This window comes from Micromonospora luteifusca, from assembly GCF_016907275.1.
Taxonomy (GTDB): Bacteria; Actinomycetota; Actinomycetes; order Mycobacteriales; family Micromonosporaceae; genus Micromonospora; species Micromonospora luteifusca.
The window spans coordinates 6423932-6438884 of the sequence record NZ_JAFBBP010000001.1; the positions used below are offsets into that span (position 1 = coordinate 6423932).

The 14953-nt window shown below is 70.3% G+C and carries 11 protein-coding genes and 1 riboswitch; of the genes, 7 read left to right on the forward strand and 4 right to left on the reverse strand.

Going from position 1 to position 14953, the window contains the following annotated elements; translation table 11 throughout:
- Positions 1-127 precede the first annotated feature (127 nt).
- Positions 128-5689, forward strand: coding sequence for a GH92 family glycosyl hydrolase (locus tag JOD64_RS28925; RefSeq protein ID WP_307813771.1), 5562 nt, complete (start codon positions 128-130; stop codon positions 5687-5689).
- 84 nt (positions 5690-5773) lie between these two features.
- Positions 5774-6433 (forward strand): phosphotransferase, encoded by a 660-nt coding sequence (locus JOD64_RS28930; protein WP_204945155.1) that lies wholly within the window; start codon positions 5774-5776, stop codon positions 6431-6433.
- Between the two features lie 51 nt (positions 6434-6484).
- On the opposite strand, the gene JOD64_RS28935 is transcribed toward JOD64_RS28930, so the two are convergent.
- Positions 6485-7102 (reverse strand): TetR family transcriptional regulator, encoded by a 618-nt coding sequence (locus JOD64_RS28935; RefSeq protein ID WP_307813773.1) that lies wholly within the window; start codon positions 7100-7102, stop codon positions 6485-6487.
- A gap of 320 nt (positions 7103-7422) precedes the next feature.
- Here JOD64_RS28935 and JOD64_RS28940 point away from each other — a divergent pair, with 320 nt between their 5' ends.
- Entirely contained in the window at positions 7423-8925 is a 1503-nt protein-coding gene (locus JOD64_RS28940) for an MFS transporter (protein WP_204945156.1), read from the forward strand.
- Between the two features lie 10 nt (positions 8926-8935).
- On the opposite strand, the gene JOD64_RS28945 is transcribed toward JOD64_RS28940, so the two are convergent.
- Genes JOD64_RS28945 through JOD64_RS28955 form a run of 3 tightly spaced genes read right to left on the reverse strand, consistent with a single transcriptional unit; the run spans position 8936 to position 10496 of the window.
- Positions 8936-9532 (reverse strand): histidine phosphatase family protein, encoded by a 597-nt coding sequence (locus tag JOD64_RS28945; protein WP_204945157.1) that lies wholly within the window; start codon positions 9530-9532, stop codon positions 8936-8938.
- Positions 9529-10302, reverse strand: a complete 774-nt coding sequence (locus tag JOD64_RS28950) for a CbtA family protein (RefSeq protein WP_204945158.1) — start codon at positions 10300-10302, stop codon at positions 9529-9531. The genes JOD64_RS28945 and JOD64_RS28950 overlap by 4 nt, the downstream gene beginning before the upstream one ends.
- Positions 10293-10496: a CbtB domain-containing protein gene (locus JOD64_RS28955; protein WP_204945159.1), complete on the reverse strand. Its 204-nt coding sequence runs from the start codon at positions 10494-10496 to the stop codon at positions 10293-10295. Before JOD64_RS28955 ends, JOD64_RS28950 begins: the two co-directional genes overlap by 10 nt.
- Before the next feature lie 34 nt (positions 10497-10530).
- Positions 10531-10677, reverse strand: a riboswitch (cobalamin riboswitch).
- A gap of 237 nt (positions 10678-10914) precedes the next feature.
- Between JOD64_RS28955 and JOD64_RS28960 the strand changes: the two genes are divergently transcribed.
- The 4 genes from JOD64_RS28960 to JOD64_RS28975 all read left to right on the forward strand — a co-directional run bounded on the left by JOD64_RS28960 (position 10915) and on the right by JOD64_RS28975 (position 14952).
- A complete protein-coding gene (locus tag JOD64_RS28960; protein WP_204945160.1) occupies positions 10915-11793 on the forward strand; it encodes an amidohydrolase family protein in 879 nt (292 codons plus the stop codon).
- A 240-nt stretch (positions 11794-12033) separates the two neighbouring features.
- On the forward strand, positions 12034-13041 hold the full coding sequence (locus JOD64_RS28965; RefSeq protein WP_204945161.1) for an ABC transporter permease: 1008 nt from the start codon (positions 12034-12036) through the stop codon (positions 13039-13041).
- A gap of 40 nt (positions 13042-13081) precedes the next feature.
- The gene (locus JOD64_RS28970) at positions 13082-14134 is read left to right on the forward strand and encodes an ABC transporter substrate-binding protein (protein ID WP_204945162.1); all 1053 of its coding nucleotides are present in this window, start codon (positions 13082-13084) and stop codon (positions 14132-14134) included.
- Positions 14134-14952, forward strand: coding sequence for an ATP-binding cassette domain-containing protein (locus JOD64_RS28975; RefSeq protein WP_239559708.1), 819 nt, complete (start codon positions 14134-14136; stop codon positions 14950-14952). Before JOD64_RS28970 ends, JOD64_RS28975 begins: the two co-directional genes overlap by 1 nt.
- Position 14953 lies beyond the last annotated feature (1 nt).

Genomic DNA, 14953 nt, shown 5'->3' on the forward strand with positions numbered 1-14953 from the left:
GACCGGCGGGCCCAGCGGTCCACTCTGCCCAGACGTTCGACGTACTCGACCCCGATCGAGTCGAAAGGCACCGTCCCTCATGTCGCACAGCCCCCATGCGCGTTCCCTGCCACCCCGCCTGATCGCCGTGACAACAGCCGCCCTGCTACCGCTGGGACTGCTCGTCGCCGCGCCCCTGGCCCACGCCGCTCCCGCCGCGGCAACGCCCGGCAACTTCAGCTCCTCGTTCGAGCCGGCCGACCCGCAACCCGTCACCAGCACTGTCGAGCTTGGCGCGAACGGAAAGCCGGTCCAGGCGAACGCGAGCGGCCAGGTCAACACGCTGCCCGGCAGCCTGCTCGGCCAGGTCAGCACCGTGACCGCGAGCGCCGAGCACCCGCCGGACGAGGTCGCCGCGAACCTCAAGGACGCCGACCCGTCGACCAAGTGGCTCATGTTCCAGCCGAGCGGCTGGGTGACCTACCAGCTCGCCAAGCCCGCGACGGTGGTGCGCTACTCGCTGACCGCGGCCAACGACGAACCGACCCGGGACCCCAAGGACTTCGTCGTGCAGGGGTCCAACGACGGCAGCACGTGGACCGACCTGGACAAGCGCGCCGGCGAGACGTTCAGCGGCCGCTTTGCCACCAAGACGTACAGCTTGACCAACACGAGCGCCTACGGCTTCTACCGGCTGAACATCACCGCGAACTCCGGTGACTCGCTCGTGCAGCTCGCCGACTGGAACATCAGCGACGGCTCGGACGTCCTCCCGCCGATGGTCAGCGAAGCAACCGCCGGCCCGAGCGGTGGCTACACCACGAAGCCGGACGTCGGGTTCACCGGACTGGCGGCGCTGCGCTACGCGGGCGGTGCCGAGGGCAACGGCCGCTCGTACGCGACCAACAAGCTGTTCGACGTCCACATCCCGGTCGGACCCAAGACCCGGCTGTCGTACAAGCTCTTCCCCGAGTTCACCGGTAAGGACGCCGGATACCCGTCCACCTACGCCGCCGTCGACCTGCACTTCACCGACGGCAGCTACCTGAGCGGACGCTCACCCGTCGACCAGCACGGCTACCCGTTGACGGGCGCCGGACAGGGCGCATCGAAGGTGCTCTACGCCGACCAGTGGAACCTGGTGCAGGCCGACCTCGGCACCGTCGCACCCGGCAAGACGATCGACCGCATCCTGCTCGCGTACGACAACCCGCAGGCCACCGGGGAGACCCGGTTCCAGGGCTGGATCGACGACATCGAGCTGACCGCCGCACCGGCGTCGATCGACGGCTCGAAGCTGACCAACTACGTCGACACCCGGCGCGGCACCAACTCGACGTCCGGCTTCTCGCGCGGCAACAACCTGCCGATCACCTCGGTGCCGAACGGCTTCAACTTCTTCACGCCGGTGACCGACGCGACCTCCGACACGTGGGAGTACCAGTACCACCGGATCAACAACGAGGCCAACCTGCCCATGCTGCAGGGTCTCGCGATCTCCCACGAGCCCAGCCCGTGGATGGGTGACCGCAACCAGATGTCAGTCATGCCGGTCGCCGGCGACGGACCCCTCACCGGCGCGCCCGCCAGCCGTGCGCTTGCCTTCCGCCACGACGACGAGACGGCACAGCCGGACCTCTACCGGGTCACGCTGCAGAACGGCCTGATCGCGGAGATGTCGCCCACCGACCACGCCGGGATCATGCGGTTCACCTTCCCGGCCGGGCAGGCGACCGGAAGCCTCGTCTTCCACAACGGCACGTTCACCATCGGCGCGGACGGCACCTTCACCGGCTGGGTCGACAACGGCAGCCCCCTGTCGGCCGGTCGGAGCCGCATGTTCGTGTCCGGTGCCTTCGACCGGGCACCGACCGCTTCCGCGGCGACGTCCGCCACCTTCGACCTCTCTGCGAGCCGGGAGGTGACGATGCGCCTCGCGACGTCGTTCCTCTCCGTCGACCAGGCGCGCCGGAACCTCGACCTGGAGGTCACTGGTAAGAGCTTCGACCAGATCCACGCCGCCGCGACGGCCGCGTGGAAGGACCGGCTCGGCCGGGTCGAGGTGCGCGGCGCCACCGAAGCGCAGTTGGTCACGATGTACTCGAATCTGTACCGGCTGAACCTCTACCCGAACTCGCAGTCGGAGAACACCGGCACCGCCGCCGCACCACGCTGGCAGTACGCCAGCCCGGTCTCGACGCCGACCGGTGCATCGACCCCCACCCACACCGGCGCGAAGATCGTCGACGGGCAGATCTACGTCAACAACGGCTTCTGGGACACCTACCGCACCGTGTGGCCCGCCTACGCTCTGCTGTACCCGGACATCGCCGCCAAGATCTCCGATGGGTTCGTGCAGCACTACCGCGACGGCGGCTGGATCGCCCGCTGGTCGTCCCCCGGCTACGCCGACCTGATGACCGGCACCAGCGCCAACGTGGCCCTGGCTCAGGCGTACCTCACCGGGGTCAAGCTGCCCGACCCGCTCGCGGCGTACAACGCGGCCGTCAAGGACGCGACCGTCGCGTCCGGGCGCGGCGAGGTCGGCCGCAAGGGCATCGAGACCTCCCTGTTCCTCGGCTACACGCCGACCTCCACCGGGGAGTCGGTGTCGTGGGCGCTGGAGGGTTACATCAACGACTACGGCATCGGCAACATGGGTGCGGCCCTCGCCGAGGACCCGGCCACGCCGAAGTCGGAGCGTGCCCGACTCAAGGAGGAGTCGCGGTACTTCCTGGAGCGGGCCCAGAACTACGTCCACCTCTTCGACCCGAAGACGAAGCTCTTCCAGGGTCGCGACGCGGCCGGCAACTTCCTCGCCGGTGACCCGCTGGACTGGGGTGGCGTCTACACCGAGACCAACGGGTGGAACTTCACCTTCACCGCCCAGCAGGACGGTCAGGGCCTCGCCAACCTGTACGGCGGGCAGAAGGCGCTGCAGGACAAGCTCGACACGTTCTTCTCCACCCCCGAGAACGCCGACCGCCCCGGCGGGTACGGCGGCATCATCCACGAGATGATCGAGGCGCGCGCGGTGCGGATGGGGCAGCTCGGCATGAGCAACCAGCCGTCGCACCACATCCCGTACATGTACAACTTCGCTGGCGCGCCGGCCAAGACCCAGGCGGCGGTACGGGAAATCCTGCGCCGCCTCTACGTCGGTAGCGAGATCGGCCAGGGCTACCTGGGCGACGAGGACAACGGCGAGATGTCGTCGTGGTACATCCTCAGCTCGCTGGGCATCTACCCCCTGCAGGCCGGGTCGTCCGAGTGGGCCATCGGCTCGCCGCAGTTCACCAGGATGACCGTGCGTCGCCCCAGCGGCGACATCGTCGTCAACGCGCCGAACAACAGCACGCGCAACGTCTACGTGCAGGGCGTGTTGGTCAACGGCAAGAAACAGCGCAGCCTGTCCCTGGACGTGGCCACGCTCGCCAAGGGCGGCACCATCGACTTCCAGATGGGCCCCAACCCGTCGTCGTGGGGCAGCGGCAAGAAGGACGCGCCGCCGTCGCTGACCAAGGGCGACAAGACGCCGGAGCCGTTGCAGGACACCACCGGCCCCGGTCTCGGCACCGCGACCGCGAGTGGCGGTCAGGACGCGTCGAAGCTGTTCGACGACTCGTCGACCACGCAGGTCACCTTCACCTCGGCGACCCCGCAGATCAACTGGGCCTTCCGTAACGGCAAGCAGAAGCCGACCTACTACACCGTCACGTCCGGGGCGAGTGCCGGCGATCCGGCCGACTGGCGGCTGCAGGGTTCCAACGACGGCCTCACCTGGACCACCGTGGACACCCGCAAGGACCAGGTCTTCCCGTGGCGTAACCAGACCCGGCCCTACACCGTCGACAAGCCGGGCCGGTTCACACAGTTCCGTCTCGCCGTGACGAAGACCCTCGGCGCCGCGCAGACCAACCTCGCCGAGATCGAGCTGCTCGCCGGGGGCGACCTCGACCTAGACGGAGGCGACATCACGGTGACCGCCGCGGACAGCGTGCACCCGACCGCCGGCGTGCCGGTCTCGGGACCGCTGGCCCTCGTCACCGGCGGCACCGCCAGCAGTTACCAGGCCACGATCGACTGGGGTGACGGCACGCCGGTCACCGAGGGCACCGTGACGCTGAGCTCGCGGGCCGTCTACCGCATCGGTGGGTCACACACCTACGCCACGCCGGGCTACCACCAGGCGAACGTCACGGTGACCGACGGCGAGAGCCAGAGCTCCGCGACGGTCGGCGTCGAGGTGGGGTACGCCCCGAGCACCGGTCTCACCGCCGCGTTCGACACCGTCTGCGTCGGCGACGAAGGAGTTCTCGCGGCGGACTGCGACGCCAAGACGTGGGCGTACTCGCGGGCGGCCCTGACGGCGGGCGGCGCAACCCAGGGGCAGCGGCAGCAGGTCCCCGGAACGGCACTGCAGTTCACGCTGCCGGTGATCCCGGCCGGGCTGCCGGACAACGCCACCGGTAACGGTGCGACGATCGGGCTCGACCTTCCGGACGACGCGAGGAGCATCTCCTTCATCGGCGCCGGAACGCAGGGCAACCAGAGCACCACCGCCACGGCGACGTTCAGCGACGGCAGCACGGCCAGCGTCCCGATCCAGCTGAGTGACTGGACGTTGGGCGGCAACCCCGACGGCACCCCGTCGTACGGCAACACCATCGTCGCGAAGACGGCGTACCGCCTGTACGGCACGAGCCGGGACGGCGCCCAGCCGTTCCTGTTCGCCACCGCGCCGTACCAGATCCCGGCGGGCAAGACGCTGGTGTCGGTGACCCTGCCGACGCAGACCGGTGACCCTCGCTCGGCGGGCCGGATCCACGTGTTCGCCGTCGCCAACGACGGCACGCCGGCCCCCGCACTCACCACCGTCGCCCCGAAGGACCAGACGGCGAACGCCGGTCAGGATCTCGCGGCGAACCTCGGTTCGGTGACCGGCGGCGTTCCCGGCACGACGGGCTACCGCGCCCGCGTCCAATGGGGAGACGGCACGGCTCCGAACGACGCGACGATCGGTGCGTCCGGTGCGATGAGCGGGCAGCACACCTACGCGCGGGAGGGCACCTACACCGTGCGCGTCACCGCGTGGGACACGCTGTCGAGCAGCACCGGGTCCTTCACCGTGACCGTGGCACCTGGCAGGTCCCAGCCGACGATCGCGCTGTCGGCCGCCAGCACCACCGTCACCACCGGTGCGGCGATCACCGTCGACGGCAGCGGGTTCGCCGCCGGCGAGCAGGTGACCGTCACCGTCGGCACCAACCCGGCACGGACCACGAAGGTCGCGGCCTCCAAGGCGGGAACGGTCCTAGCCTCGGTCGCGATGTCCGGTGACGAGCAGCCCGGCCGGTACGCCGTCACCGCGACGGGAACGTCCTCCCGTACGCCGGCCACGGCCACCGTCCGGGTGACCGAGCGGCAGCCCGCGTTGACGTACCAGCCGAGGGTGGCGCTGACGACCACCTCGGGGCCGCGCGCCACGTCGATCACGGTTGACGGTTCCGGGTTCGCACCGAACGAGGCGGTCACGATCGCCTTCGGCAACGGTCTCGCGGTGAGCACCGTGCGCGCGAATGGCGACGGTGTCATCTCCGGCGCGACGGTCAGCGTCCCGGGTGTGGCGAAGGCGGGCGCGACAAGCGTCACGCTGACCGGTGCCACGTCCGCGACGGCGGTGGCCCGACCGTTCACCGTCACCGGCTAGCGCTACTGCCGCCGTGTCGGGCGGGCCGTGTTCACGGCCCGCCCGACACGGGGTGGGACTGATCGCCTGTTAGCGTCGGTGGCCGTGGCCGATCTCGCACTGCTCGCGTCCGGGCGCGACGCCGATGTCTTCGCGCTCGACGAGTCGAGGGTGCTGCGTCACTACCGCCAGGGCGGGGACACCGCGCCGGAGGCCGACGTGATGGCGTACGTCGCCGCCGCCGGCTACCCGGTGCCGGCCGTGTACACCGTGGATGGCCCCGACCTGGTGCTCGAACGACTCGACGGCGAGACCCTCCTCGACGCGCTCCTCGCCGGGCGCGTCGCCGTTGACACCGCCGCCGACCTGCTTGCGGACCTGCACGATCGCCTCCACCGCCTGCCGGCTCGGTTCAGCGCCGAGCCGACGGACCGAGTCCTGCACCTCGACCTGCACCCACAGAACGTCATGATGACCTCGCGGGGGCCTGTGGTGATCGATTGGCGCAACGCCGCCGAGGGGCCGCCCGACCTGGACGTGGCCATGACCGCCCTGATCTTCGCCGAGGTGGCGGTCGGTCCGGACGCGCAGCTCGCCGACTTTGCCCGGGCGGGACTCGGCGCCTTCCAACAGCGGGCGGAACCACCCCGTGCCACCCACCTGCGGACCGCGCTGGGCATGCGCAGGGTCAACCCCACACTCTCTGTCGCCGAGAAAGCTGCCCTGGACGACGCCGCCGCCCTGGTCCACACCCGCGCGGGCTGACCCGCCCTACCCGATCGTGGTTGCCGGGGCGGCCCGGGCTTCCGGTCCCGGTCAGCGGGGTGGCAGCAGTGCGTCCACCAGGTCACGCAGGGGGCCGACCAGGTCCTGTTCGGTGGCGGAACTCAGCGGGTCCAGCCGGATCGACGAGCGCAGCACCGCCACCCCGATGCCGGCGGCGAGCGCCATCTGGGCGCGGAGGAGGACCTGGTCGCTGCCCGGCTCGTCGGGGCGCCACCCGCGGGCCGCCGCCAGCTGTTCGCTGGAACGGGCCAGGACGGCGCGTCGGATCTCGTCGGCCCCCGCGTCCCCGGACGACCGCAACAGCAGCGCGAGCTGGCTCGACAGCCCTGCCGCGCCGAGGTCGGCGATGTGCCGGGCGATGGCCTCGGGCACCCGGTCGGCGGGCGTCTGGTCGGTCGTTCGGCGCAGTTCGTCGCCCGCAGCCCGCAGGCACTCCTCGAACAGGCCCTCCTTGGAGACGAAGTAGCGGCTGATGAGCGCGACGTTGACGCCCGCCTCGTCGGCGATGTCTCGGACCGTGGTGGCTGCGTAGCCATCCTGGGCGAAGCGGCGGCGGGCGGCGTCGAGCAGGAGCTGCCGGGTTTCGCTCGCGTCCCGGCGCCGGCGGCGGGCCGGTTGCCCCGATGGTGGGGCAGTGTCACTGGTCACGGCGTGTCCTCTCTCGCTCTGGCCGGGGCGGTGGCGCGGTCGGCGCCCACACCGCCCGGCACCGCTGGTGCGGCCCGCGAGGGCGCAGCGGTGTCGCTGTCGGTCGGGATACCGCAGAGTCATATCCCTACCGGCGAGGTAGATCGCACTCTGGACCATGCCCCGGCCGTTCGCTGCTCGTCCGAAAGTAAACATATGTTGACTTGCGGACGAAATGCAAGGCGCACTGCGGCGGCGTGACGTAAACAACTGTTGACATGACTCCAGCGCTGCGGATACTGGTAAGTCAGCAAACGTTTACATCTAGTTTCGGGGATCTCATGACCCACACCATCCAGGAGTCGACCCCGGTCGGCGCCACGGCCGATGGCGCCCCACGCGCCCGCAGCACCCTCCTGGTGCTGTACCTGTCACTGGGCGGCCTGGCGTTCGCGGTGTTGCAGTCGCTGGTCGCGCCCGCTCTGTCGACCATCGCGAGGGACCTGAGCGTCTCGACCGGAGACATCAGCTGGGTGCTCACCGCCTACCTGTTGGCAGCCTCGGTGCTGACGCCCATCCTCGGCCGTCTCGGTGACATGGTCGGCAAGCGCAGGGTCCTCATCGGCGTCCTCGCCGCCCTCGCCGCAGGCACCCTGCTCGCCGCGCTGGCCCCCAACCTGGCCGTGCTGATCGTCGCGCGGGCGCTGCAGGGAGCCGCCGGAGCGATCCTGCCCCTGTCGATCGGCATCGTTCGCGACGAACTGCCCCGGGAGAAGGTCGGCGTCACCGTCGGCCTGCTGTCGGCGATCTTCGGTGTCGGTGCCGGCGTCGGCATCGTGGCCGCGGGTCCGATCGTGGAGCACCTGTCGTGGCACTGGCTGTTCTGGTTGCCGCTGGTCCTCGTCGTCGTCGCGCTGCTCGGGGCCGTCTTCGGGATGCCCGAGTCACGGGTCCGCACGCCCGGACGGCTCGACATGCTCGGCGCCGGCATCCTGTCGGTCTCGCTGGTCGCACTGCTGCTGGCGGTGAGCAAGGGGCAGGCCTGGGGTTGGGGTGAGACGAAGACCGTCGGCCTGTTCGTGCTCGGTGTGGTCGCGCTGATCGTGTTCGTCCTGGTCGAGCTGCGGGTACGCGAGCCGCTCATCGACATGCGACTGATGAGGATTCGCGGTGTCTGGGCCACCGACCTCGTCGCCCTGATCCTCGGCTTCGCGATGTTCGGGACGTTCGTGCTCGTGCCGACCCTGCTCCAACTCCCCGCGGCCACCGGGTACGGGTTCGGCAAGACGGTGTCCCAAGCGGGTCTGTTCCTGCTGCCCACCGTCCTGATGATGGTGGTCTTCGGGCCCCTCGCGGGTCTGCTGGACCGTCGCTTCGGTCCCAAGGTTCCGATGTTCCTCGGCGCGGTCGCGGTCGTCGTCGCGTTCGTGCTGCCGGCCCTCGCCCACGGCGCGTCCTGGCAGGTGCTGCTCTCCGGAGTGCTCACCGGCGCCGGCATCGGACTTGCGTTCGCGGCGATGTCCAACGCCATCATCGAGAGCGTCCCGGCCGGGCAGACCGGTGAGGCGAGCGGTGTCAACACCATCGCGCGGACCATCGGCAGCAGCATCGGCGCGGCGGTCGTCGCGGCCGTCATCACCTCGCACAGCACGCCGCAGGGCCTGCCCACCGACGGGGCCTTCACCGCGGGCTTCTGGGTCTGCGCCGGCGTTGCCGTCCTGGCCGTCTTCGCCTCGCTCGCCCTGCCCTCGGCACACCGCCGCCACCAGCAGGCCGTCGCCGCCGGTGTCGACGACCTCCCGCCCGAGCCCGTCGAGCTGCACCTGCCCCACCGGCACCACTGAGGGGCGTTCCTCACCCTGCTCGCGGTGCGGGTAGTCGTAACTGCCACCGCCCACCCTGGCTGGTGAGCCGGATGATCGCCAATGGCTCCACGTCCAACTGCCGGTACGTCGCGATCGGCAGGTCGAGGGCGTGGACCACCGCGATCCGGATCACCAGCGGGTGGGCGACGGCGACGATCCGCTGGCCGCGTGTGCGTTGCCCGTCCAGCCAACGACCGACCCGGTCCCGCACCGTCGCGACGGATTCGCCTCCGTGCGGGGCCGAGTCCGGTATGGACATCCACTCATGCAGCGCCTGCGGCTGCTCGACGGCGATCTCCTCGAACGACCGTCCGGTCCAGTCGCCGTAGTCACAGTCGGCCAATGCCGCTTCGATGGTGGGCAGCAGACCGAAGGCGTCGGCGGTCTGTGTGGCGGCCGCCTCCGGACCGGACAGGCAGGCATCGTCGACACGCAGGTGCCCGCGCCGGCCCGATTCGGTGCGGGCCTGGGCGAGGGCGGCACGCAGGCCGCCCTCGTCCAAGCCGTCGTCCGCCCCACCGAACCGAGCCCGGCGCAGGGCGGTGGTGTGACCGTGGGCGACCAGCCGGAGGCTGGTGGGGATCACGTGCCCGGCAGCGCGGCGGCGGCCCGGCGACGCCGGTCGTGGTGCATCAGCGCCGCGAACAGCAGGCCGATCCCGGTCCAGAGCACCACCTGGGTGCCGAGCGAGGCCAGCCGGAAGTCCCACAGCAGAGTCGCGGGGAAGTCGTCCGGGACCTCCTGGAAGGAGGGCATCACCACGTAGGCCACCACGGTGACCAGCAGGAACCCGGCAGCGGCCGCAGCGGCGCGTTGCCACGTCGGCGCCGCGTCGCCGACCGCCCGATAGCCCAGCGACCCGCTCCACACCGCCACCAGACCGAGCACCACCATCAGCAGATAGGTGACGGTGCGCTGGTTGAAGGTGGCCGGGTCGCCGACGGCCGGAGGGTTCGCCGGATATTTCAGGAACGGCACGATCACTGCGCCGAGCAGTGCCGCGCCGGCCAGCAGCAGACCCGCCCGGCCGTCGTCGTCGTAGATCCGTCGCCGACGGGACAGCAGGGCGTACGCCGTGGCCAGCAGGCCACCCATCGCGGCGCCGAACAGGCCGGTGGCCAGGAACAGGCCGCCGCGCTGACCCGTCCGGCTGACCAGGGCGTCCTCATGATCGTGCCCACCGGCCGCGGGCTCGGCGTGCGCCGCCGCCTCCTCGATGGCGATGGCCGCCTCGACGTGCGGCTCACCGGCGACGTAGGCGAACGCCCCGGCGAGCAGGCCGGCGATCAGACCGGCGAGCAGCCCACGGACGAGGACGGTGACGAACGGGGGAGCGGTGGTGGCTGTCAGTGGCACGGAACGCCCAGCAGATGCCGGCCGTCGTGCATCAGCTCGTGCAGGTACATGCCGCTGCGCGAGACGGCTCCCTGATCGAAGGCGACGAGGTAGGCCAGCAGGCTGAGCACCGCAACGGTCGCCAGGACCGTCCACAACAGACGCGCACTGGCAGCGGGGTGCACCAACGGCTGGCTGGACGTGGAAGTAGACATGGAACACGAACCTCCCCGGGGATGACGCGTCCCCATCGCAAGGCTGCGGACGACCGAGCGTCCTGGCTCGCGGTCCCCGTGGTGAGACTGAGGAACCGCTTACAGTGGCGCGACCGCGCCGGATTCACACCGGCTTCCCTCGCGTCGCCGCAGATAGTGGGTCGACGGTATCGGTGCCGCCGCAGTCGGTCAACCCGGCCCCGCCAGCCGAACGGGCCGACGAGAGGGTAGCCATGGGGGTGGATGTCAAAGATATGATGCTTGATTGGTCGTGGCGCGCCGCCTGCGACCCGCGAGCGCCCTGTTACCGCTAACATGGTCAAACTGCCGGATGGGTCCGAAGCACCGGGCCGACCCGGACGTCTGACCAATGACTGGGCGGGGTGTGGGTGTACGTGAGCGCGCTGGGACGTGTCCGATGACGACCAACGAAACCCCGTCGGGACCGGGCATCGTGGACGCGCACCACCACCTCTGGGTCCGGGCACGGCACCCGCAGCCCTGGATCGATCCGCACACCATGGCCGTGATCGACGACGACTTCACTCCGGTCGACCTGGCCCCGGCAGCCCGGGCCGTCGGGGTCACCCAGACCGTCGTCGTGCAGTCCGTCGCCGCCCGGACGGAGACGCCCGAACTGCTGGGCATCGCGGCCGACGACCCCCTCATCGCCGGAGTCGTCGGCTGGGTCGACCTCACCGCGGACGACGTCGACCATCGCCTCGACCGGCTCCGGGCCGCACGGGGTGGAGACCGGCTGGTCGGGATCCGGCACCTCGTCCAATCCGAACCTGACCCGGCGTACCTCGACCGCCCGGAGGTCCGGCGGGGCATCGCCGCGGTCGGCGCCGCTGGCCTCGCCTTCGACCTGCTGGTGCGCGACCACCAACTGCCGGCGGCCACCCGGCTCGTCCGCGATCTGCCCCAGATGCGGTTCGTCCTGGACCACCTCGGCAAACCGTCGCTCGGGCGTGCCGGCCTCGGCGACTGGCCCCGTGACCTGCGTACGCTCGCCGCCGAGCCCAACACGACGGCGAAGCTCTCCGGCCTGGTGACCGAAGTGGACGGCCCGTCCTGGACGACGGCGGATGTGCGGCCCGCCGTCGAGCACGCGCTCGACGTGTTTGGCCCGGACCGGTTGATGTTCGGCTCGGACTGGCCGGTGTGTCTGCTCGCCACCTCGTACACCCGCTGGGTCGAGGCCCTCACCGACCTGCTGGACCCGCTCCGCGACGACGAGCGTGCGGCGATCTGGCGACAGACGGCCCGTCGGGCCTACCGGCTGGAGACGTCGTGAGGCCGCAGCGGCTCGCGGCCTGACGGGCCGAAAGCCCCTCCCCGCCTGGGCATGGTGATCGATCGGTCGCAGGTTGTGCCAGTTTGATCAGACGTATGCCCGTGGTGGCCTGGGCATCGCTGACAAAACATGTCGGCAAGACCTTGGCAACATATGTAGATGCGTGGCAAGGTAACGCCTGATCGAGGGAAACATCCGACCTATCTCTACGGGCGGTGCCCGGGCATGCGAGGTCCGACGATGAGTACGGTCGAGGCAGCCGCCGGCTCGCAGCGCGGCGAACTCAGCGATTGGTTCCGGGAACGGATCTCCCACGCCGTCTCCGAGCTGACCGCCGCGACCGCGCTCGTGGTCCTGTTCATCGCGTTGACCCTCGCCAGTCCCTACTTCCTGACCGCGGACAACCTCTTCAACATCGGGGCGCAGACCGCGGTGATCGCCATCATCGCCACGGCGCAGACGATGGTCATCATCACGAAGGGCATCGACCTGTCCGTGGGGTCGATCGCCGCGCTGGCCGGCGTCGCGGGCGCGATGGTCGTCCGCGACCTCGGCTTCTCGCTCTGGGCGGCGACGATCGTGGCGATCGGCGTCGGCGCGCTGGCCGGGCTGCTGAACGGGCTGCTGGTGACCGTGGCCCGGATTCCGCCGTTCATTGCGACGCTGGGAACGATGTCCGTGGGCCGCGGTCTCGTCTTCATCGTCAGCGGAGCGGTCGGCGTCTACGGTTTGCCCCGATCCTTCCAGCTGCTCGGCAACGGGGAGATCCTCGGCATCCCGTTCGCCGTGGTGATCACCGTCCTGGTCGCCGTCGGGGTTGCCTTCCTGCTCTCCCAGACGCGCTTTGGCCAGTACACCTACGCGATGGGCTCCAACCTGGAGGCGGCCCGCCGCTCCGGCATCGGGGTGCGGCGCCACCTGACCGGGGTGTACGTGCTGGCGGGTGTGCTGGTCGGGTTGGGCGGCATGATCGCCGCGTCCCGGGTCAACTCCGGCCAGCCGAACTATGGGATCTCGCTGGAGCTCGATGTGATCGCCGCCGCGGTCATCGGTGGAGCCAGCCTCTTCGGGGGCCAGGGCCGGATCGTCGGGACCATCATCGGCGCGTTCCTCATCGCCCTGGTGCGCAACGGCGCCGTCCTGCTCGACATCAGCATCCACTACCAGCAGGTGATCGTCGGCCTGATCATCTGGGCCGCCGTCTACTTCGACCAGTACCGCCGACGGCGGCTGGAAGCACGGGGTTGACATGCCATTCCGAGAGTCCGAACGAGGAAGGACACGCATCATGGCGCACACCACCACCAGCCGACGGACGCGACGGCCCATCCTGCGCGCACAGGCCATGTTGGCCGTAGCCGCGGCGACCGCTCTTCTCAGCGCCTGCGGCGGAGTCGACGTCCGCGACGGAGGCGATGGCGCGACCAAGGACGCGAGTGGCCCGTTGAAGCTCGCCGTCGTCCCGAAGGCCGTCGGGGCCGACTACTGGAACACGGTGAAGGCCGGGGCGGAGTGTGCCGCGCAGCGCGCCGGCGACGTCACCGTCCAGTGGGACGGGGTGACCACCGAAACCGATGTCGAGGGCCAGGTCAACCTGATCCAGAACTTCGTCACCAAGAAGGTCGACGGCATCGTCTACGCGGCGACCGACTCCCGCGCGTTGGCACCGGCGACCGACCAGGCGATCGGCGCCAACATCCCGGTCGCGATGATCGACTCCGGCACCAGCCCGCAGCCGTCGAGCGTGCCCCTCTTCGCCACCGACAACCGTGCGTCGGCCACCGAGGCGGCGAAGATGCTCGCCACCGAACTCGGCCCCGGCAACCACGAGGTGGCACTTGTCGAGTTCCAGCCCGGATCGCAGACCAACACCGAGCGGGTCGACGGCTTCAAGGCCGGCCTCGCCCAGTTCCCCAACCTGAAGCTGGTCGGCCAGCAGCCCAGCCGCAGTGACGTCAACGAGGCACGACGCGTCACCGAGAACATCCTCACGGCCAACCCCAACCTCGCCGGCATCTTCGCGGCCAACGAGCCGAGTGTGCTCGGCGCCGCGCAGGCCATCCAGGCGGCGAACAAGTCGGGCAAGGTGGTCATCATCGGCTGGGACGCCGCCCCGGACGAGATCGCCGGCGTGCGTAGCGGCCAGATCTCGGCGCTGGTCGTGCAGAACCCGTTCAAGATGGGCTACTTCGGCGTCGACAAGATGGTCAAGCACCTGCGGGACAAGGCGCCGCTGGCGTCGGCGGACACCGGCGTCACGTTCGTCACCAAGGAGAACATCGACTCCGCGGAGATCAAGGCGGTGCTCGAACCGAGTTGCGCCAACCCCCCGGTGCAGTGATGGGCACGACCCCGACGGCCACCGCCGACAGCGAACGGCAGCCGACCGCCGACGAACCGCCGGTCCTCGAAGCTCGTGGCATCGTCAAGCGGTTCGGGCACGTCGAGGCGCTGCGCGGTGCCGACTTCACGGTCCACCGGGGTGAGGTCGTCGCGCTGATCGGCGACAACGGCGCCGGAAAGAGCACCCTGATCAAGACGCTGTCCGGCGTGCACCCGCCCGACGAGGGCGAGATCCGGGTGGGCGGTCGTCCCGTCCAGTTCTCCACCCCACTGGACGCACGGCGCGCAGGGGTGGAGACCGTCTACCAGGATCTCGCCGTCGCCGACGACCTCAGCGTGGCCGCCAACCTGTACCTCGGGCGGGAGATCCTGCGCTCCGGGCCGCTCGGCCGGCTGGGGCTGCTCGACAAGCGCGCCATGCGGCAGGGTGCCGCCGCGGCCCTCGACGAACTGGGTGTCCGGATCCCCCGGGTCACCACCCCGATCGCGATGTTGTCCGGTGGGCAGCGGCAGTGCGTCGCGGTGGCCCGCGCCATCATCTGGGCCACCAGCGTGGTCATCCTGGACGAGCCCACCGCGGCGCTCGGCGTGGTCCAGACCCAGCGGGTGCTCGACGTCGTCCGGCGTGCCCGCGACGCCGGCATGTCGGTGGTGCTGGTGAGCCACAACATGCCTCAGGTGCTCGAGATCGCCGACCGGGTCGAGGTGCTGCGTCTCGGCCGGCGGGCCGCCCGGCTGAGCGCGGACGAGGTCACCACCGACGATCTGGTCGCGGCGATGACCGGGAGCATCAGCGCGGAACGCGACGAGCGCTGAC